Raw genomic sequence first — 20,796 nt, forward strand, 5'->3', positions numbered from 1 at the left:
CCGGAGCGCAACGACGCGATTTGAACCAGTATAATCACGGGTTCAATTCCACTTTCAGCAAGCCCCGTCATGCAAGAGAAATACATTCCCGGCGAAGTCGAAAAGGCGGCGCAAGACCATTGGCAGGCGATCGACGCCTACCGCACCGTCGAGCACGCGAAGGACCGGAACGGCAAGGACAAGCCGAAGTTCTACGCCTGCTCGATGCTTCCCTACCCGTCGGGCAAGCTGCACATGGGCCATGTGCGCAACTACACCATCAACGACGTGATGTACCGCTACCTGCGGATGAACGGCTACAACGTGCTGATGCCGATGGGGTGGGATGCGTTCGGCATGCCGGCGGAGAACGCGGCGATGGCCAACGGCGTGCCGCCGGCGCAGTGGACCTACTCGAACATCGAGTACATGAAGAAGCAGATGCAGGCGATGGGCCTGGCGATCGACTGGTCGCGCGAGATGACCGCCTGCAAGCCGGACTACTACAAGTGGAACCAGTGGATGTTCCTGAAGATGCTCGAGAAGGGCGTCATCTACAAGAAGACCGGTACCGTGAACTGGGATCCGGTCGACCAGACCGTGCTGGCCAACGAGCAGGTCATCGACGGGCGCGGCTGGCGCTCGGGCGCGCTGATCGAGAAGCGCGAGATCCCGATGTACTACGCCCGCATCACCGCCTACGCCGAAGAGCTGCTGGAGCACGTCGAAAGCAGGCTCCCGGGCTGGCCCGAGCGCGTGCGCATCATGCAGGCGAACTGGATCGGCAAGTCGACCGGCGTGCGCTTCGCATTCACCCACCAGATCAAGGGCGCCGACGGCGGACCGATCAGCGACGGCAAGCTCTGGGTCTTCACCACGCGGGCCGACACGATCATGGGCGTGACGTTCTGCGCGGTCGCGCCCGAACATGCGCTCGCCACCCACGCCGCGCAGTCGAACCCCGCCCTTGCCGACTTCATCGCGGAATGCAAGAAGGGCAGCGTGATCGAGGCCGACATGGCGACGATGGAAAAGAAGGGCATGCCCACCGGCCTGTTCGTCACCCATCCGCTGACCGGCGAGCAGGTCGAGGTCTGGGTCGGCAACTACGTGCTGATCACCTACGGTGACGGCGCCGTCATGGGCGTGCCCGCGCACGACGAACGCGACTTCGCGTTCGCGCTGAAATACGATTTGCCGATCAAGCAGGTGGTGGCGGTCGAGGGCAAGACCTACTCGACGCAGGCCTGGCAGGAGTGGTATGCGGACAAGGAGAATGGCCGCAGCATCAATTCCGGCAAGTACGACGGACTGGACTACCAGGCGGCGGTCGATGCGGTTGCCGCGGACCTCGAGGCCAAGGGCATCGGCGAAAAGAAGGTGACCTACCGGCTGCGCGACTGGGGCATCTCGCGCCAGCGCTACTGGGGCACGCCGATCCCGATGATTCACTGCGGCACCTGCGGCGACGTGCCGGTGCCGGAGAAAGACCTGCCGGTGGTGCTGCCGGAAGACTGCGTGCCGGACGGCAGCGGCAACCCGCTCAACAAGCACGAGAAATTCCTGCACGTCGACTGCCCGCAATGCGGCAGGCCGGCGCGGCGCGAGACGGACACGATGGACACCTTCGTCGATTCGTCCTGGTACTACATGCGCTACTGCTCGCCTGGCAGTAACGAGGCGATGGTCGATGCGCGCAACGACTACTGGATGCCGATGGACCAGTACATCGGCGGCATCGAGCATGCGGTGCTGCACCTGCTGTACGCACGCTTCTGGACCAAGGTCATGCGCGATTTCGGCCTGCTGAAGTTCGACGAGCCCTTCGTCAACCTGCTCACCCAGGGCATGGTGCTCAACGAGACCTACTACCGTGAGGACGCATCGGGCAAGAAGACCTGGTTCAACCCGGCCGACGTCGAACTCAGCTTCGACGACAAGGGCCGTCCGGTCTCCGCGATGCTCAAGGCGGACGGCCGGCCGGTAGAGATCGGCGGTACCGAGAAGATGTCGAAATCGAAGAACAACGGCATCGATCCGCAGGCACAGATCGACCAGTACGGCGCCGATACCGCACGCCTTTTCACGATGTTCGCGTCACCGCCGGAACAGACGCTGGAGTGGTCGGGCGCCGGCGTCGAAGGGGCGAACCGCTTCCTGCGCCGCGTCTGGGCGTTCGGCGCCACGCAGGCGGAACGCATCGCTACAGCGGGCCAGCTGCCGGCGGAACTGCCGGAGCCGCACAAGACATTGCGGCGCGAGATCCACAAGATCCTGCAGCAGGCCGAACACGACTTCAAGCGCATCCAGTACAACACCGTGGTGTCTGCCTGCATGAAGATGCTGAACACCCTGGAAGCGGCAAAACTGGAAGACGGGCCCGCGACGGATGCGGTGATCGCCGAGGGCTTCTCGATCTTCCTGCGGGTGCTGAATCCGGTGGCGCCGCACATCACCCATGTGCTGTGGCGGCAGCTCGGCTACGCGCAGCGCTTCGGCGACATCCTCGACGCGGCCTGGCCGCAGGTCGATGCGGCCGCGCTGGAACAGGCCGAGATCGAGCTGATGGTGCAGGTCAACGGCAAGCTGCGCGGCAGCGTGAAGGTGGCCAAGGCTGCCGACAAGGCGGCCATTGAAGCGGCCGCGCTGGCGAACGAGAACGTGAAGAAATTTGTCGAGGGCACGCCGAAGAAGGTGATCGTGGTGCCTGGCAAGCTCGTCAACATCGTGGCCTGAGCAGGAGTTGCCCATGAAACGCCGTCGCTTCCTGCTGTCGTTCAGCGCCCTCACCCTCTCCGCCTGCGGCTTCCAGCTGCGGGGCACCGGCGGACGCGGCGTGCTGCCGTTCAAGTCGGTTCATCTCGGCGCCGGCACCACTGGCAGCCTGGGAGTGGAACTGCGGCGCTACATCCGCGCCAACGACGTCGAGCTTGCGCCCGACCCCAAAAGCGCGGAGGTGACGCTGGAAATCCTGTCGGAACGGCGCGATCGCGCGACCCTGTCGCTGAACTCCCAGGGCCGCGTGCGCGACTATTCGATCTACTACACGGTGCGCTTCAGGATGATCGACGCCAAGGGCGCCGAGGTGCTGGCGCCGGCGGACATGACGCTCAAGCGCGACATCACCTTCAACGAGTCGCAGGTGATCGCGAAGGAGAAGGAGGAAGAAATGCTCTACCGCGACATGCAGTCCGACGTCGTGCAGCAGATCCTGCGCCGGATGGCGGCGCTGAAACCGGCCTGACGGAACATTCATGCAACTGCGGCTGGATGCGCTGGATGCGCAATTGTCGAAGACGCTGTCGCCGCTGTACGTGATCAGCAGCGATGAGCACCTGCTTGCACTGGAGGCCGCTGACAAGATCCGCAAGGCCGCGCGCGCGCAAGGCTTCACCGAGCGTGAAGTGCTCGTCGTCGACCGCAGCTTCAAGTGGGGCGAGCTGCTCGCCGCCAACCAGTCGCAGTCGCTGTTCGGCGACCGCAAGCTGATCGAACTGCGCATCCCGACCGGCAAGCCGGGCAAGGATGGCGGCCAGGCGCTGCAGGACTACGCCGCCGCGCTCAACCCCGACAACCTGACCCTGGTCACGCTGCCCAGGCTCGACTGGCAGACCGCCAAGAGCGCCTGGGTGGCGGCGCTGCAGCGCGCCGCGGTCTACATCGACATTCCGCTGGTGGAGCGGGCGCACCTGCCTAACTGGATCGGCGCCCGGCTCGCGGCCCAGAAGCAGCGCGCCGACCGCCAGAGCATCGACTTCATTGCGGATCGCGTGGAAGGCAACCTGCTGGCCGCGCACCAGGAGATACAGAAGCTGGCGCTGCTTTATCCCGAGGGCAACCTCGATTTCGAACAGGTCCAGGACGCGGTGCTGAACGTCGCGCGCTACGATGTCTTCAAGCTGAACGAAGCGATGCTGGCAGGCGATTGCGCGCGACTGGTCCGCATGATCGAGGGGCTGAAGGGCGAAGGGGAAGCGCTGCCGCTGGTGCTGTGGGCGATGGCGGAGGAGATCCGCACCCTGCTCAAGCTGAAGGCCGGCGCGGCGCAGGGCAAGCCGGTCGGCGTGCTGTTGAAGGAGTACCGGATCTGGGGCCCGCGCGAGAAACTGATGGAGCCGGCGCTGCGCCGGCTGAGGCTGCCGCTGCTGGAGGCGGCACTGCAGGAAGCGGCGCAAATCGATAAGATGGTCAAGGGCCTGCGGGCGAAGGCGTTCGCGGGCGATGCCTGGGACGCCTTGCTGCAGCTTGGCCTGAAAGTCGCACGGGCCTGATACGAACGGAGATAACGGGGCGGAAGCATGGATATCAAGCACTACATGACGGAAGTCGGGCAGCGGGCGCGTGCCGCGTCGCGGGCGATGGCCAAGGCCGATACCAATGCCAGGAACCAGGCGCTCGCGCGCATCGCAGCGGCGATCCGGCGCGAAACCGATGCCTTGCGCGCCGCCAACCGGCGCGACCTCGACGCGGCCCGGGCGAACGGGCTGGCCGAGGCGATGCTGGACCGGCTGACGCTGTCCGACAAGGCGATCGCCACGATGGCCGAGGGCCTCGAGCAGATCGCGTCGTTGCCCGATCCTATCGGCGAGATCTCCAACATGAAATACCGGCCGACCGGCATACAGGTCGGACAGATGCGGGTACCGCTCGGCGTCATCGGCATCATCTATGAAGCCCGGCCGAACGTCACGGTCGATGCCGCCGGCCTCTGCATCAAGAGCGGCAATGCGACCATCCTGCGCGGCGGCTCGGAAGCCATCCACTGCAACCAGGCGCTTGCCGCCCTGGTGAAGGAAGGCCTGGCGGGCGCCGGCCTGCCGCAGGACGCGGTCCAGATCATCGAGACCACCGACCGGGCGGCGGTCGGCGAGCTGATCACCATGCCGCAGTTCGTGGACGTGATCGTGCCGCGCGGCGGCAAGGGGCTCATCGAGCGCCTGATGAAGGAATCCAAGGTGCCGATGATCAAGCACCTGGACGGCATCTGCCATGTGTACATCGACGACAAGGCCGACATCGACAAGGCGCTGAAGATCGCCTTCAACGCCAAGTGCCATCGCTACGGCACCTGCAACACGATGGAAACCCTGCTGGTGGCGCGCGCCATCGCGCCCGACGTCCTGCCGAAACTGGCCGAGCTGTACGGCAGCAAGGAAGTGGAACTGCGCGCCGATCCGGCGGCCATGAAAATACTGTCGGGCTATCCGCGCCTGGCCGCGGCGAGCGAAGAGGACTGGCGCACCGAATACCTCGCCCCCGTCCTCGCGATAAGGATCGTCGAGGACGCGGGCGAGGCGATCGAGCATATCAACACCTACTCCTCCCAGCATACCGACGCGATTGTCACCGAGGATTACACCCGCGCCATGCGTTTCCTGCGCGAGGTCGATTCCGCGTCGGTGATGGTGAACGCTTCCACGCGTTTCGCCGATGGTTTCGAGTACGGCCTCGGCGCGGAGATCGGCATCTCCAACGACAAGCTGCATGCGCGCGGACCGGTCGGGCTGGAAGGCCTGACGTCGCTGAAATACGTGGTGTTCGGCCACGGCGAAGTCCGGCAATAGGCGCGGCGCTCATGGGATACCTCTGGGTCAAGGCGCTGCACCTGTTCTTCGTCGCCTCCTGGTTCGCCGGCCTGTTCTACCTGCCGCGCATCTTCGTCAACCTGGCCATGGAGACCGAGCCGGCGGCGCATGCCCGCCTGCTGCTGATGGCGCGCAAGCTCTACCGTTTCATGGGCATGCTGGCGTTGCCGGCGCTGGTGCTTGGCCTTTGGTTGTGGCTGGGCTACGGCGTCGGCAAGGGGCCGGGCAACGGCTGGCTGCATGCCAAGCTGGCGCTGGTGGTGCTCCTGATCGGCTACCACCATGCCTGCGGCGCGCTGCTGAAGAAGTTCGAACGCGGGGCAAACACGCGCGGCCACACCTGGTTCCGCTGGTTCAATGAAGTCCCGGCCCTGGTGCTGCTGGCCATCGTCATCCTGGTCATCGTCAAGCCGTTCTGATAGCTGGAGAATCGCATGGGCAAGCTCTGCCAGTATTTCTTTTCCCCGCAGTCGCCGTGGACCTATCTCGGCCACGCCCGCCTGGGCGCGATCGCGCGGCAGCACGGTGCCCGGATCGAGATGAAACCCTGTGACCTCGGCAAGGTATTCGATGTGTCCGGCGGCGTGCCGCTGGCCAAGCGGCCGCCGCAGCGCCAGGCCTACCGCCTGGTCGAACTCCGGCGCTGGAGCGAATTCCTCGACATTCCGCTGACGCTGCAGCCGAAGTATTTTCCGGTGGCGGGAGAACCGGCCGCCCGCCTGATTATCGCGGCAGAGGCCGCATACGGGCATGACGCCGCCTTCGAACTGGCAGGCGCGGTGATGCGCGCGCTGTGGGCGGAAGAGCGCAATATCGCGGACGCGGCGACGCTCGCGGCGATCGCCGGCAACCAGGGACTGGACGGCCAGCGCCTGCTCGACGAGGCGGGCTCGCCGGCCGCCGGTACGACATACGAACGCAATACCACCGAGGCGGTTGCCGCCAACGTGTTCGGTTCGCCCTGGTATGTGCTCGACGGCGAGCCGTACTGGGGGCAGGACCGACTGGATTTCCTGGAGCGCGCGCTGTCGCGTTAGCAGGACACGAAGGACAACACCGGCCTGGCCGGTCAATCAACGGATAAAGGGTTCCCCATGGCATATTCCTATTTCTGCCCCTGCCCTCGCGGGCTCGAAGCCGCACTCGCGGAGGAGATCGGCGAGATCGCGCAGCACAGCCGCACGCTCAAGGTGCACAACCAGGTGCCGGGCGGCGTGCACTGTTCCGGGACGCTGGAGGACAGTTACCGGCTCAACCTGCACTCGCGCATCGCCTCGCGCATCCTGCTGCGCATTGCGCAGGGTGGCTACACGAACGAGAACGCCATCTACGACCTCACGCTGGCGCAGCCCTGGGAGGAATGGTTCGACGTGGACCGGACGATCCGCATCGACCTGAACGCCATCAAGTCGCCGCTGAAGAGCCTGGAGTTCACGACGCTGAAGATCAAGGACGCGGTGTGCGACCGCTTCCGCGACCTCTACGGCAAGCGGCCCTCCGTCAACACCCGCACGCCCGACATCCGGATCGCCGGCTTCCTCGACGCCCACAACTACACGATCTACCTGGATACCTCCGGCGAGGCGCTGTTCAAGCGCGGCTGGCGCCAGGAGACCGGCGACGCGCCGCTGCGCGAGAACCTGGCGGCGGGCCTGCTGCGGGCGGCGGGATGGAAGCCCGGCACCGTCCTGTTCGACCCGATGTGCGGTTCGGGCACCATCCTGATCGAGGCGGCGCAGATCCTGGCCGGCATACCGCCCGGCGCGAACCGCGCTTTCGCCTTCGAGAAATTCCAGGATTTCGACGCCGCCGCATGGCGCGCCATCAAGGGCGAGGTCAGGCCGCGCCCGCTGCCCGCCGAGCCGACGCTGTTCGGCAGCGACATCTCCGGCGACATGATCGTCATGACGCGGAACAACCTGAAGAATGCCGGGATTCCATTCGACATCCCGCTGAAGCAGGTCGATGCCCAGGAAGTCCGTCCGCCCTCGCCGGTACCCGGCATCATTCTCGCCAATCCGCCCTACGGCGAACGCATCGGGGTCCGCGGCGACCGCTCGCAGGCGCCGGACGAGCTGGCCACCGCTTTCTACAGCGCCTTCAGCAGCACGCTCAAGCAGCGCTTCGCCGGCTGGCAGGTATTCCTGTTCACCGCCGACCTCGGGCTGCCGAAAATGCTGCGCCTGAAGGAATCGCGCAAGACCCCGTTCTTCAACGGAGCACTCGAATGCCGGCTGTTCCGCTTCGACATGGTCGCCGGTTTCAACCGGCGCGAGGAAGCGAAGCCGAAGCCGCAATGACGCCGCCCGGATCGCTGGCGGCCCTGCCCAACCTCGGGCCGGCGTCTGCCCGCATGCTGGCGGCTGCCGGCATACGCGATGCCGCGGCGCTGGCGGACTGCGGCGCGGTCGACGCATGGATCGCGGTCAGGCGCAGCGGCCTGCCCGCCAGCCTGAACCTGCTATGGGCGCTCGAAGGCGCGCTGTCCGGCCGGGACTGGCGCCTGGTGGCCCGCGAGGACAGGCTGCGCCTGCTGACCGAGCTGGAGGCGCGCGGCGTCGTGCCCTGAAGCCCCGGCAGTCTGCCCGTGAGCAAAACCGCAAGGCTTGCGCTATTCTCTTTGCTTTCCACCCGGCCCGCGGGCCAGGAAACATACACAGGAGACGAGCATGGCCAGCAGCATCCCCGCACTGAATGACGCATCCCTGCTCCGCAACCAGGCCTATGTCAACGGCGCCTGGATCGGCGGGGAATCCAGCTTCCCGGTCCGCAATCCGGCTGACGGCGGCAGCATCGGCAGCGTGCCGAACATGGGCGCGGTCGAGGCGCAGCAGGCGATCGATGCGGCGCAGGCAGCCTTTCCCGCCTGGGCGGCGAAGACCGGCAAGGAGCGTGCCGCGATCATGCGCAAATGGTTCGACCTGATGATCCAACATACCGGCGACCTTGCGACCCTGATGACGGCCGAACAGGGCAAGCCGCTGGCGGAGGCCAAGGGCGAGGTCGCCTACGGCGCGAGCTTCATCGAATGGTTTGCGGAAGAAGCCAAGCGCGTCTCCGGCGACGTCATGTCCACTACCTGGTCCGACAAGCGCATGGTAGTGCTGCGCCAGCCGATCGGCGTCTGCGCGGCGATCACGCCGTGGAACTTCCCGATCGCGATGATCACCCGCAAGGTTGCGCCGGCCATGGCCGCCGGCTGCACGATCGTCATCAAGCCGGCCGAGCAGACGCCGCTGTCGGCGCTGGCGCTGGCCGAGCTCGCCGAGCGCGCGGGTGTGCCGCCGGGTGTCATCAACATCATCACCGCCGACGCCGAACGTTCGGTCGAAGTCGGCAAGGTGCTGTGCGACAGCACGGTGGTACGCCACCTGTCGTTTACCGGTTCCACCCCGGTCGGCCGCATCCTGATGCGCCAGAGCGCGCCGACGATCAAGAAACTGGCGCTGGAGCTCGGCGGGCACGCACCCTTCATCGTGTTCGACGATGCCGACCTCGACGCCGCAGTGGAAGGCGCCCTGATCTCGAAATACCGCAATGCCGGCCAGACCTGCGTCTGCACCAACCGCATCTACGCCCACGACTCGATCTACGACGCTTTCGTCGAACGCCTGGCCGAGGGCGCGCGCAAGATCAAGGTCGGCAATGGCTTCGAGGCGGGCGTCGCCCAGGGACCGCTGATCGACGAGCAGGCGGTGGCGAAGGTGGCAGAGCACGTCTCCGACGCGGTGGCCAAGGGCGCGAAGGTGCTTGCCGGTGGCAAGGCGCATGCGCTCGGCGGCCGCTTCTACGAGCCGACCGTACTCGCCAACACCACGCCCGACATGCTGGTGATGCGTGAGGAGACCTTCGGGCCGGTGGCGGCGGTCACCCGCTTCCATACCGAGGAGGAAGCGATCGCCGCGGCGAACGACACCGACTTCGGCCTCGCCAGCTATTTCTATTCGCGCGACATCGGCCGGGTCTGGCGTGTGGCTGAAAAACTGGAATACGGCATGGTCGGCATCAACACCGGCATCATCTCCAATGAAGTCGCCCCGTTCGGCGGCGTCAAGCAGTCGGGCCTCGGCCGCGAAGGCTCCAAGTACGGCATCGATGAATACCTGGAAATGAAGTACCTCTGCATGGGCGGCATCTGAGCTGAGGCGGCGGCCGCGACCGCTGTCGCGCCGCAGGCAACCGCGTTCGCGATACGCCGCCTGAGGCCGGCGGCGTATCGCGGCGACGTACATGCATGAAAAAGATTTATTTCTTGACAGCAAGAAAATGCTATATTCGCTGGAGGGAGATATGTCTTGTCTGAGCTTGACCCACGTTCGCTGATCGTTGTCGCCGGCCTGCTTGGCCTGCTTTGCTCGGCCATACTCTTCATTCTGCGCCGCAGTTTCCCCCCGACCGTCGGCGGCCTCGTCTACTGGAGCCGCGGCGTGTTCTGCCTGGTGCTCTCGAGCGCCCTGTTCGGCATGACCGGGCGCCTTCCCGTTTTTCTGTGCGTCGTGGTGGCGAACGTGGTCCTGGTCGCCGGCATATTGCAGCTGTATGCCGGCTTTCGCGATTTCGCGCGACTGCCGCTCAGCCGCATGCTGTTCGTCGCCGTGACGGCGGGGGCCACCATCCATGTGCTGTGGTTCACCTACGTCGACAGCCACTATCCAGCGCGCGCATTCGGCGTCACCGCCGTCAACGCCACGCTGTTCCTCGCCTCCGCCCTGCTGGTGCGCAGGACGGGCGGAAGCGGTCTGTCCGGCCGTTTCACTTGCATGGTGCTGGGTGGGATCGGCGCAGTCTCGGCCCTGCGGGCGGCAATGCTGGCGCTCCAGTTCGACACCCCGCCCGACCTGCTCGATCCGACCGCGACGCAGCGCCTCTACCTGGCCGCGATGGCCTTCGCGGTGCTCGCGATCACGCTGGGCGCCATGATGATGGCCAATGACCGCCTGCGCGCGGCGCTGGAGTTCATCGCCTCGCACGACCAGCTGACGGATGCCTATACCCGCCGCGCCTTCCTCGAGCTGCTGCACAAGGAACTGGCGCGCAGCGCCCGCAGCCTGCGTCCGCTGGCGCTGCTCATGTGCGACCTCGACAACTTCAAGTCGATCAACGACCGTCACGGGCACACCATGGGCGACCGGGTGATCGTCGACTTCGTGCGGCGTACCCGCACGCTCCTGCGCAACATGGATTCCATCGGCCGCTACGGCGGCGAGGAGTTCATCATCCTGCTGCCGGAAACCACCACGAAGCAGGCCCAGCAGATCGCCGAACGCCTCTGCGCCGAAATCGCCACCGCGTCGCCCGACGGCCTGCCACGCTATACGGTGAGCATCGGCGTCGCCGCCTGCGCCGACGGCGAACCCGGCGTGGACGAGTTGCTGATGCGCGCCGACCGCGCGCTGTACCGGGCGAAAGAAGACGGCAGGAACCGGGTGGAAATGGCGATGGCATAACGCGCCCCGCGCGGCCCTGCGCATCGACCTTGCCGGGCATCCGTCGTATAATTCCCTCCTGTCCGCGGGTGTAGCTCAATGGTAGAGCAGAAGCTTCCCAAGCTTACGACGAGGGTTCGATTCCCTTCACCCGCTCCAGTGCCGGGCACCTGTCGGTGCCTTTTTTATTTGCTGCAGTAGCAACTCATCCCATGTCCGACCACACTCCCGAGCAAGCTGCCGGCAGGCAGATGCTGTATGACCCGACAGAGCGCCGCATCCGCAGCTTCGTGACGCGCGCCGGCAGGCTGTCGACTGCGCAGGCGCGGGCGATCGAGGAGCTGGGCCCATCCTTTTGCATCCCCTACGCCAGGCAGCAGGTCGATCTGCACGCCGCATTCGGGCGCCGTGCGCCGCTCGTGCTGGAGATCGGCTTTGGCATGGGCGATACGACGGCGGCCATCGCCGCCGGGATGCCGGACAAGGACTTCGTCGGGGTGGAAGTGCATACGCCGGGCGTCGGCAGCCTGCTGAAGCTGATCGGCGAGCGGCAGCTGAAGAACCTGCGCATCATCCAGCATGACGCAGTGGAAGTGGTCACCCACATGCTGGCACCGGAATCGCTGGGCGGCGTGCATGTCTTCTTCCCGGATCCCTGGCACAAGGCACGCCACAACAAGCGGCGGCTGATCCAGCCCGCCTTTGTCCAGCTGCTGGCCTCCCGGATTGCCGCCGGAGGCTACCTGCACTGCGCGACCGACTGGCAGGAATACGCGGAACAGATGCTCGAGGTGCTTGGCGGGGAAGCCGCGCTCCGCAACACGGCGGACGGTTACGCGCCGCGCCCGGACTACCGGCCGGTGACGAAGTTCGAGAACCGCGGGCTGAAGCTCGGCCACGGCGTCTGGGATCTGGTGTTCGAGAAACGCTGACCGCGCCGCCGCCGGGGCATCAGGCGAATTCGGCGATCAGCGCGACGATCTCTTCACCGTAGGTTTCGAGCTTCTTCTCCCCTACCCCGGAGATGTTGCGCAAATCATCGAGGGATGACGGCCGTGCCTTGGCGATTTCGCGCATCGTCGCATCGTGGAAGATGACGTAGGCAGGGACGTTGTGCTTGCGCGCGGTCTCGAAGCGCCACCAGCGAAGCTTCTCGAATACCGCCTGTTCTGCCTGCGACAGCTCGCTCTCCACATATCCCTTGGCGCGCCCGGCCTCGCGCCGCTTCTTCGCCGGTTTCTGATACTGCCTGAGCAGGATCTTCTGCTCGCCGCGCAGCACGGGCCTCGCCGCATCGGTCAGCTTCAGCGAGCCATAGGCGTCGTGGTCCACCACCAGCAGCCCGAGCGCGATCGCCTGTCGCAGGATGGCGCGCCATTCCTGCTCCCCGGTGTCGGCGCCGATGCCGAAGGTGGACAGCTTGTCATGCCGCCACTGCCGGATCTTGTCGGACTCGGTGCCACGCAGCACGTCGATCACATGGCCGGCGCCGAAGCGCTGCTCGGTGCGGTACACGGTGGACAGCAGCTTTTGCATCTGCACGCTGCCGTCGTAGGACACCGGCGGCGCCAGGCAGATATCGCAGTTTCCGCACGGGCCGGAAGCCTGGCCGAAATAGTCGAGCAGGCGCACCCGCCGGCAATGCAGCGTCTCGCACAGGCCGAGCATCGCGTCCAGCTTGGCGCCCTGCACCCGCTTGAAATTCTCGTCCGCCTCCGACTCCTCGATCATGCGCCGCTGCTGCACGACATCCTGCAGGCCGTATGCCATCCAGGCATCGGCCGGCAGGCCGTCCCGTCCGCCGCGCCCGGTCTCCTGGTAATAGCCCTCGATGCTCTTGGGCAGGTCGAGATGGGCGACGAAACGCACATCCGGCTTGTCGATGCCCATGCCGAAGGCAATGGTCGCGACCATCACGATGCCGTCCTCGCGCAGGAATCGCGCCTGGTTGGCGGTCCGTTTCGCGATGTCCATGCCCGCATGGTAGGGCAAGGCGTTGACGCCGTGGGCGCAAAGGAATTCCGCCGTCTCCTCGACCTTCTTGCGGGACAGGCAATACACGACGCCGGCATCGCCCGCATGCTCCTCCTGGATGAAGTCGAGCACCTGCTTGCGGCCGTTGTTCTTCTCGACGATCTGGTAGCGGATGTTGGGGCGGTCGAACGAGGACACGAACTGGCGCGCATCGTCGAGCTGCAGCCGGTGCGCGATTTCCGCCCGCGTCTGCGGGTCGGCGGTCGCCGTCAGCGCAATGCGCGGCACCTGCGGAAAACGCTCGTGCAGGATCGACAGGCGGATGTATTCCGGGCGGAAGTCGTGTCCCCACTGACTCACGCAGTGGGCTTCGTCGATTGCAAACAGCGCCAGCCGCGAAGCGTCGAGCAGGTCGAGGCAGCGCTGCGTCATCAGGCGTTCCGGCGCAACATAAATCAGGTCGAGCTCGCCGTTGCGCACTGCGCGTTCGGTGCGCATCGCTTCGTCGAAGGTTTGGGTGGAATTGAGGAAGGCGGCGCGCACGCCGACTTCGGCCAGCGCGTCCACCTGATCCTGCATCAGGGCAATCAGCGGCGACACCACCACGCCGACGCCTTCGCGGAGCAGCGCGGGAATCTGGTAGCACAAGGACTTGCCGCCGCCGGTAGGCATCAGGACGAGGGCGTCGCCGCCGCTCGCCACGTGATGAACGATGTCGGCCTGCTGGCCGCGGAACGAGGGATAACCGAATACCGTCTGGAGTACGTGCAGCGCCCTGTCTTCACTATCTGTCTGTGGAGGCATCCCGCTATTCTAATGCACCCAGTCGACCCAGCCGCCCCAGGCAGTCGCAAGGACGATGATGCCGAACACGATGCGGTACCAGGCGAAGATGGTGAAATCGTGGGTGCTGATGTAGCGCAGCAGCCAGCGCACGCACAGGAAGGCCGAAACGAAGGCGGAAGCGGCGCCGATGCCGAACATCGGCAGGTCGGCCGCCGACAGCAGCGCCCTTTCCTTGTAGACGGAATAGATGCCTGCGCCGAACAGCGTCGGGATGGCCAGGAAGAACGAGAATTCGGTGGCCGCCTTGCGCGACAGCCCAAGCATCATGCCGCCGATGATCGTGGCGCCGGAGCGGCTGGTGCCGGGGATCAGGGCGAACGCCTGCGCCAGTCCGACCTTGAGCGCGTCCAGCGGCGTCATGTCGTCCACCGACTCGATCCGCGCGCGTCCCTGGCGGTTGCGGTTGGCGCGCTCCACCCACAGGATGACGAAGCCGCCGAGGATGAAGGCCGTCGCCACCGGCACCGGCGCAAACAGCAGCGCGGTGATGGTCTTGTTGAACAGCAGGCCGAGGATGGCGGCCGGCAGGAATCCGATCACGACGTTCATTGCGAAGCGCTGCGCCTTGCGGTCGCTGCCCAGCCCGCCGAGCACCGCCGCGATGCGCGCGCGGTACTCCCAGACGACGGCCAGCATCGCCCCGCCCTGGATGGCGATCTCGAAGACCTTGACCTTGGCGCCGGTGAAATCGAGCAGGCTGGCAGTGAGGATCAGGTGCCCGGTGGAGGATATCGGCAGGAATTCCGTCAGGCCTTCGACGATGCCCATGATGAGGGCCTTGAGCGCGAGCGTCAGATCCATGTAGTCGAAATGTTATGCAAGATTTGGTCAATAAAAAACCCGCCTGCAGACGGGTTTGCGCATGGGCCGGCGCGACTAGCGCACGGGCTCGAAGCTTACCACGAGGCCACTGCTGCGCGTCGTGATTTTAGTCGGCGTGTAGCTGGCGCCGGCAAAGCGCAGCTCCTCCGGACGGAAGGTATACAGCGGAAAATCCTCAAGCATCTGCTCCGCCAGCAGGCGGCCGATGCGCGTCACCTGGTTCGCATACAGCGGGTCGAGTCCGTCGACGTCGAAGGACTCCACGCGCGGGTCGGCCAGCACTACCGCGTTGCGGGACGGATCGATCTGCAACTGGCCGGATATCGCCAGCTTGCCGTTCCAGCTACGCTGCAGAAAGGGCGGCGCGATTGCCGTATCCATGCTGGTGAGGATGCGGTTGGATGCGGGTTGCAGCGACACCTGCGGATTGGTTACGCGGATGTCGAGCAGTTCCAGGAAACGGTTGTTGAAAGGAAAACGCTGCGCCAGGGATTCCTGGATGCGCGCCAGCGGCACCTCGACTTCGCGCGGGCCGAGCAGGGTCGCGCAGGCGGCCAGCATCAGCGCAAGCACCGCCGGCAGCAGGAAAGCGACGCGCGGTCCGCCGCTCCGGAGCGTATTCGGGGGAGTCGATTTCATCGGGTCAGACTGTCGCACAAGCGCCGCATTCCGGCTTTGCCCCAGATCATGCGCGGGGGCACTGTCAGCCGGGGGCGGTGGCCCGCTCCAGTCGCGTGAGCCAAGCCACGGCATGGTCGCGCGAACCGCCGCACATATCGGATGACGGCTGCAGGCCGCCGCAGAAGGATGGCCGCTCGGGACGGCCGAACACCGCGCAGGACATGTCCGGCAGGAGCTGGGCGCAGGGGACCCCGGCCGGCTTTCCGTGCGGCATGCCGGGCAAGGGCGAGGTGATCGACGGGGCGATGCAGCATGCACCGCATCGGGAACGGCATTCCATAGGCTTTCCTTGAAGGCGGCCATTCTACTCGCCTTGCGCTTGACGCCGGCACCCCCCGCCCTTATATTACTGACCCGTAAGTAAGTTATTTCATGCCTCCCCTGATGATCAAATGCCCCCTCAAGAAACCGCGCTGGGAACGCCGCAAGGACGCCCGGCCGCAGGAACTGCTGGCGGCCGCACTCGACCTGTTCGTTGAGCGCGGCTATGCGGCCACGCGTCTGGATGACGTGGCGGCGCGGGCCGGTGTCTCCAAGGGCACGCTTTATCTGTATTTCGAGAACAAGGAAGAACTGTTCAAGGCGGTGGTCAGGGAAAACCTGATTCCCGCACTCGGCGAGGCGGAAGGCATGGTCGGCAACTACGAAGGCGCCAGCAAGGACCTGTTCCGCGACATCGTGATGGGCTGGTGGGAGCGGCTCGGCAGCACCCGGGTGTCCGGGATCAGCAAGCTGATGATCGCCGAATCGAACAATTTTCCGGAAGTCGCCCAGTTCTACCGCGACGAGGTGATTTCCCGCGCCGACGCAATGGTCGCCAGCCTGCTCGAACGCGGCATCCGCCGCGGCGAGTTCCGGCCGGTCGACGTCCGCCAGGCGACGAGCGTACTGTGCGCGCCGATGATGATGCTGATGCTGTCGCAGCATGCCAACTGCCAGGTGCACGCGGTCACGCCGGCCGAATATCTCGAAAGCTTCATCGATCTCTTCCTGCACGGCGTGCTTGCCGGCCCCGACAAATGAACCGTCCTCTCCTGCGCAAGCGACGCTCCTTCTGGATCTTCGTGTTGGCCTGCCTGCTCGCCGCCGGCGTGACAGCCGCGATCCTGAAGCGGCCCGCGCGTCTCCAGTCGGCACAAGTCCCGCCGCAGGGGCAGGTCACGCCGGTGCTCGAATTCCTCGCTGGCGACCTGGTGGAGGCGCGGCCCGGTGAGCTGCGCCGCCTGCTGCCCCTGTCCGGCTCGCTGCGGGCGTTGCAGCAGGCTGGCCTGAAGGCGCGGGTGCCGGGCGAAGTGCGCGAGGTGCTGGTGCGCGAGGGCGAGACGGTGCAGCCCGGCCAGGTGCTGGTGCGCATGGATGCGGCCGATTACCAGGCGCGGCTGGAGCAGGCCAGGGGCGCGCTGCTGGCGGCACGCGGCCAGCTCGAGATCGCCGCCAAGGCGCGGGAAAACAACCGGGCGCTACTGGAGAAGGGATTCATCTCCAAGAATGCCTTCGACAACGCCGACAGCCAGTTCCGTATCGCGCAAGCCAACGTGGACAGCGCCCGCGCCGCGCTCGACGTCGCGCAGAAGGCGCTGGGAGACACGGTGGTGAAGGCCCCGTTCGCGGGCATCGTCAGCAGCCGCAGCGTGCAGCCGGGCGAGAAGGTGTCGGCCGACAACCGCCTGCTCGACGTGGTCGACCTGGCGCGACTGGAAATGGAAGCGGCAGTACCGGCCGCGGACATCCTGCATGTGACTCCCGGCCAGGAAGTGCGGCTGCGGGTGGAAGGACTGGCGCAGCCGCTGACGGGCAAGGTCGCCCGCATCAACCCGGCGACCCAGCCCGGTTCGCGCTCGATCCTGGTCTATGTGCAGGTCGACAACCCGGACCGGGTGCTGCGCGCCGGCATGTTCGCCGAAGCGCACCTGACCCTGGCGCGCAAGGAGGGCGTGCTGGTGCTGCCGCAATCGGCAGTCCAGACGGATGGCGGCGCGAATTATGTCTACGCGATCGAGAACGGCAGGCTGGCGCGCAAGCCGGTCAAGACGGGCATGGCCGGAAGCGACGGCGCGCGCGACGCCGTCGAGATCGTCGACGGCCTGGCGCCGGGCGCGAAGGTGGTCCGGGTCAACCTCGGCACCCTGCGCCCCGGCACCGAGGTGAAGCTGGCGCCGGCGTCGGCGCCGTGAGACGCGGCCAGGACGCATGACACGAGACGCGGGGCGGCAGATCCCCGCATGAACCGGCGCCCGGCGCCAAGGAAAATACCCCATGTGGTTTACCCGGATCAGCATCGGCAACCCGGTACTCGCGACCATGATGATGCTCGCGTTCGTGGTGCTCGGCCTGTTCTCCTACCAGCGGCTGCGCGTCGACCAGTTTCCCGACGTGACCTTCCCCATCGTGGTCGTGCAGACCGACTATCCTGGCGCGTCCCCCGAGTCGGTCGAGTCCGACATCACGCGCAAGGTCGAGGAGACGGTCAATACCGTCAACGGCATCAAGAATCTCTACTCCCGGTCCTACGAGGGCTCGTCGGTGGTGATTATCGAGTTCGACCTCACCATCGACCCGGCGCGCGCGGCGCAGGACGTGCGCGAGAAGGTGGCGCTGGTGAAGGCAGCCTTCCGCGACGAGGTGAAGGAACCGCGCGTAATGCGCTTCGACCCCGCCGACCGTCCCATCCTCGCGATCGCCGTCACCAGCGACGCCGGGAAGCAGCCGCGCGACATGCGCGAGCTGACCACGATTGCCGACCAGGTGGTGAAGAAGCGCCTGGAGAACGTGCGCGGCGTCGGCTCGGTGTCGCTGGTCGGCGGCGTGCGCCGCGAGATCCAGGTGTACGTGAAACCGGGTGAACTGGAAGCGCTCGGCATCGGCATCGACCAGGTGATCGCCGCCCTGCGCAGCGAGAACCAGGAGCTGCCGACCGGCGCGATCCGCTCCGGCAGCGACGAGAAGGTGGTGCAGATCCGCGGCAAGGTGGTCAATCCGCAGGACTTCGGCCGCATCATCGTGGCGCGCCGCGGCGGACAGCCGGTCACGCTGGCGCAGGTGGCGACGATCGTCGACGGGCAGGAAGAGCAGGAAAACCTTGCGCTGTACAACGGGCAGCGCACGCTTGCGCTGTCGGTGCTCAAGGCGCAGGACCAGAACACCATCGACGTGGCCGACGGCATCAAGGCCGCGCTGCAGGAATTGCAGCCGCGGCTGGACGCGCTCTATCCCGGCGTCAAGACCGAGGTGATACAGGACAGCTCGCGCCAGATCCGCACCGGCGTCGACAATGTGCGGCAGACCGTGATCGAAGGCGCGATCCTCACCATCCTGATCGTGTTTCTGTTCCTGAACTCCTGGCGCTCGACGGTGATCACCGGCCTGACGCTCCCGGTGGCCATCATCGGCACCTTCCTGTTCATGTACATCTTCGGCTTTACGATCAACATGATCACGCTGATGGCGCTGTCGCTGTGCGTCGGCCTGCTGATCGACGATGCGATCGTGGTGCGCGAGAACATCGTCCGCCATGCGGGAATGCGGATCAACGGACGATACAAGGATCACAGGACGGCAGCGCTGGAAGGCACGGCGGAAATCGGCCTGGCAGTGCTGGCGACCACCTTTTCGATCGTCGCCGTGTTCCTGCCGGTGGGTTTCATGGGCGGCATCATCGGCCGCTTCTTCCACCAGTTCGGCGTGACGGTGGTGGCGGCCGTGCTGATCTCGATGTTCGTCTCGTTCACGCTGGACCCGATGCTGTCCTCTGTCTGGCCCGATCCCGACGCGCATGGCGGACACGGCAAATCCAAACCCCTTTACGACCGCACCATTGGCCGCGTGCTGGCGCAGTTCGAGCGCATGGTGCAGTGGATGTCGCGCGCCTACCAGTCGCTGCTGGCCTGGTCGCTGAACCATCGCAAGGCGACGCTGGCGCTGGCAGCGGCCAGCTTCTTCGGCGGGCTGGCCATTCCCGCCGGCGGCCTGATCGGTTCCGAGTTCGTGCCGCAGGCCGACTACTCGGAAACCGGCATCACCTACTACACCCCGGTCGGCTCCTCGCTGGAACTGACCGAGTCCAAGGTGCGCCAGGTCGAGGCCATCCTGCGCGAATTCCCCGAGGTGCGCGACCTGTACAGCACGGTCAACACCGGCTCGGCGCAGGGAAGGAATTATGCAACCACGTTCGTGCGGCTGGTGCCGCGCAAGGAAAGGGAACGCAGCACCGGACAGCTCAGCGGGCCGCTGCGCAATCGCCTGCAGCAGGTCGCCGGCATCACCATTACCCACATCGGCTCGCTCGACGGGGTCGGCGGCGACAACAAGCAACTGCGACTGAGCCTGCAGGGCAGCGACCTGAAGGAACTGGCGCGCCTGACCGACGAGGCGATGCGCCGCATCCGCACCATTCCCGGCGTGGTCGACCTCGACTCGAGCCTGAAGGCGGAAAAGCCGACGATCGCGATCGCGCCGAAGCGCGACATCGGCGCCGACCTCGGCATCGGCGTCGGTCAGATCGGCAATGCGCTGCGCCCGCTGCTGGCCGGTGACGAAACCACCACCTGGCGCGGCCCGGACGACGAGAACTACAACGTCAAAGTGCGGCTGGCGCCGTCCGACCGCAACGACGCGGAAGACCTGTCGCGGCTGATGCTGGCCAGTTCCCAGACCAACAGCGACGGCACGCCGCGGATGGTGGCGCTGCGTCAGGTGGCGAGCATCACGCCGTCCACCGGCGCCAATCAGATCAACCGGCGCGACCTCAGCCGGGAGGTCGAACTGTCGGCCAACGTGGTCGGCCGGTCCGCCGGCGAGGTCAGCGCCGACGTGCGCCGCGCGCTGGACGGCATGCACTGGCAGCCGGGCTACCGCTACCAGCTGGGCGGCTCGACCAAGAACATGCAGGAATCCTTCGGCTACGCCCTGTCGGCGCTGGCATTGGCGATCATCTTCATCTACATGATCCTGGCGTCGCAATTCGCCAGCTTCCTGCAGCCGGTGGCCATCATGTCGGCACTGCCGCTGACGCTGATCGGCGTGTTCCTGGCGCTGATGTTCTTCCGCTCGACGCTGAACATGTTCTCCATCATCGGCTTCATCATGCTGATGGGCCTGGTCACCAAGAATGCGATCCTGCTGGTCGACTTCGCCAACCAGGCGCGCAAGGCCGGCGCGGAGCGCGCCGCGGCGCTGCTGGAAGCCGCCCATGTGCGCCTGCGTCCCATCCTCATGACCACGCTGGCGATGGTGTTCGGCATGCTGCCGCTGGCCTTCGGCATGAGCGAAGGCTCCGAACAGCGGGCGCCGATGGGACAGGCGGTCATCGGCGGGATTATCACTTCGTCATTGCTGACGCTGGTGGTGGTGCCGGTCATCTATACCTACCTCGACGACTTCGCCGCCTGGGCGCGGCGCAGGCGTCGTCCGGCCGACACGTCCGCCTTGCGCGGCGGGCCCGCCGAGCCGGTGCCGCAGAGTAAAAACCAGGAACTGCTTTGATA

The 20,796-nt window shown here is 66.0% G+C and carries 18 protein-coding genes and 1 tRNA gene; 15 read left to right on the top strand and 4 right to left on the bottom strand.

The window, feature by feature from the left end; translation table 11 throughout:
* Positions 1-69 precede the first annotated feature (69 nt).
* The 12 genes from leuS to trmB all read left to right on the top strand — a co-directional run bounded on the left by leuS (position 70) and on the right by trmB (position 11,922).
* Complete coding sequence (leuS, locus tag VIM12_RS10335) at positions 70-2,715, top strand: leucine--tRNA ligase (protein ID WP_331941537.1); 2,646 nt, start codon at positions 70-72, stop codon at positions 2,713-2,715.
* Between the two features lie 13 nt (positions 2,716-2,728).
* Entirely contained in the window at positions 2,729-3,223 is a 495-nt protein-coding gene (lptE, locus tag VIM12_RS10340) for an LPS assembly lipoprotein LptE (protein ID WP_331941538.1), read from the top strand.
* A gap of 10 nt (positions 3,224-3,233) precedes the next feature.
* Positions 3,234-4,250 (top strand): DNA polymerase III subunit delta, encoded by a 1,017-nt coding sequence (holA, locus tag VIM12_RS10345; RefSeq protein WP_331941539.1) that lies wholly within the window; start codon positions 3,234-3,236, stop codon positions 4,248-4,250.
* 27 nt (positions 4,251-4,277) lie between these two features.
* On the top strand, positions 4,278-5,543 hold the full coding sequence (locus tag VIM12_RS10350) for a glutamate-5-semialdehyde dehydrogenase (protein ID WP_331941540.1): 1,266 nt from the start codon (positions 4,278-4,280) through the stop codon (positions 5,541-5,543).
* 11 nt (positions 5,544-5,554) lie between these two features.
* Entirely contained in the window at positions 5,555-5,983 is a 429-nt protein-coding gene (locus VIM12_RS10355; protein ID WP_331941541.1) for a CopD family protein, read from the top strand.
* A gap of 15 nt (positions 5,984-5,998) precedes the next feature.
* Complete coding sequence (locus VIM12_RS10360) at positions 5,999-6,601, top strand: 2-hydroxychromene-2-carboxylate isomerase (RefSeq protein ID WP_331941542.1); 603 nt, start codon at positions 5,999-6,001, stop codon at positions 6,599-6,601.
* Positions 6,602-6,658: 57 nt separating this feature from the next.
* Positions 6,659-7,864, top strand: a complete 1,206-nt coding sequence (locus VIM12_RS10365; protein ID WP_331941543.1) for a class I SAM-dependent RNA methyltransferase — start codon at positions 6,659-6,661, stop codon at positions 7,862-7,864.
* Positions 7,861-8,133: a TfoX/Sxy family DNA transformation protein gene (locus VIM12_RS10370; protein ID WP_331941544.1), complete on the top strand. Its 273-nt coding sequence runs from the start codon at positions 7,861-7,863 to the stop codon at positions 8,131-8,133. Before VIM12_RS10365 ends, VIM12_RS10370 begins: the two co-directional genes overlap by 4 nt.
* 100 nt (positions 8,134-8,233) lie before the next feature.
* Complete coding sequence (locus VIM12_RS10375; protein ID WP_331941545.1) at positions 8,234-9,703, top strand: NAD-dependent succinate-semialdehyde dehydrogenase; 1,470 nt, start codon at positions 8,234-8,236, stop codon at positions 9,701-9,703.
* 156 nt (positions 9,704-9,859) lie between these two features.
* Positions 9,860-11,011: a GGDEF domain-containing protein gene (locus tag VIM12_RS10380; protein WP_331941546.1), complete on the top strand. Its 1,152-nt coding sequence runs from the start codon at positions 9,860-9,862 to the stop codon at positions 11,009-11,011.
* A gap of 64 nt (positions 11,012-11,075) precedes the next feature.
* A tRNA-Gly gene (locus VIM12_RS10385) sits at positions 11,076-11,149 on the top strand.
* A 53-nt stretch (positions 11,150-11,202) separates the two neighbouring features.
* Positions 11,203-11,922 (top strand): tRNA (guanosine(46)-N7)-methyltransferase TrmB, encoded by a 720-nt coding sequence (trmB, locus tag VIM12_RS10390; protein WP_331941547.1) that lies wholly within the window; start codon positions 11,203-11,205, stop codon positions 11,920-11,922.
* Positions 11,923-11,941: 19 nt separating this feature from the next.
* On the opposite strand, the gene recQ is transcribed toward trmB, so the two are convergent.
* From recQ to VIM12_RS10410, 4 genes are all read right to left on the bottom strand, one after another.
* Positions 11,942-13,768 carry a DNA helicase RecQ gene (recQ, locus tag VIM12_RS10395; RefSeq protein WP_331941548.1) on the bottom strand — a complete coding sequence of 609 codons (1,827 nt, stop codon included), beginning with the start codon at positions 13,766-13,768 and terminating at the stop codon, positions 11,942-11,944.
* Positions 13,769-13,777: 9 nt separating this feature from the next.
* Positions 13,778-14,611, bottom strand: coding sequence for an undecaprenyl-diphosphate phosphatase (locus VIM12_RS10400; RefSeq protein WP_331941549.1), 834 nt, complete (start codon positions 14,609-14,611; stop codon positions 13,778-13,780).
* 75 nt (positions 14,612-14,686) lie between these two features.
* Positions 14,687-15,271, bottom strand: a complete 585-nt coding sequence (locus VIM12_RS10405) for a DUF1439 domain-containing protein (RefSeq protein WP_331941550.1) — start codon at positions 15,269-15,271, stop codon at positions 14,687-14,689.
* 64 nt (positions 15,272-15,335) lie between these two features.
* Positions 15,336-15,593: a YkgJ family cysteine cluster protein gene (locus VIM12_RS10410; RefSeq protein WP_331941551.1), complete on the bottom strand. Its 258-nt coding sequence runs from the start codon at positions 15,591-15,593 to the stop codon at positions 15,336-15,338.
* A gap of 107 nt (positions 15,594-15,700) precedes the next feature.
* On the opposite strand from VIM12_RS10410, the gene VIM12_RS10415 reads away from it, so the two are divergent.
* The 3 genes from VIM12_RS10415 (at position 15,701) to VIM12_RS10425 (ending at position 20,794) form a co-directional block, all read left to right on the top strand.
* Positions 15,701-16,336 (top strand): TetR/AcrR family transcriptional regulator, encoded by a 636-nt coding sequence (locus VIM12_RS10415; protein ID WP_414691777.1) that lies wholly within the window; start codon positions 15,701-15,703, stop codon positions 16,334-16,336.
* A complete protein-coding gene (locus tag VIM12_RS10420) occupies positions 16,333-17,487 on the top strand; it encodes an efflux RND transporter periplasmic adaptor subunit (protein WP_331941553.1) in 1,155 nt (384 codons plus the stop codon). The genes VIM12_RS10415 and VIM12_RS10420 overlap by 4 nt, the downstream gene beginning before the upstream one ends.
* Positions 17,488-17,569: 82 nt before the next feature.
* Positions 17,570-20,794 carry an efflux RND transporter permease subunit gene (locus VIM12_RS10425; RefSeq protein ID WP_331941554.1) on the top strand — a complete coding sequence of 1,075 codons (3,225 nt, stop codon included), beginning with the start codon at positions 17,570-17,572 and terminating at the stop codon, positions 20,792-20,794.
* Positions 20,795-20,796 lie beyond the last annotated feature (2 nt).

Source organism: Noviherbaspirillum sp. (assembly GCF_036563305.1).
Classification (GTDB): Bacteria; Pseudomonadota; Gammaproteobacteria; order Burkholderiales; family Burkholderiaceae_D; genus Noviherbaspirillum.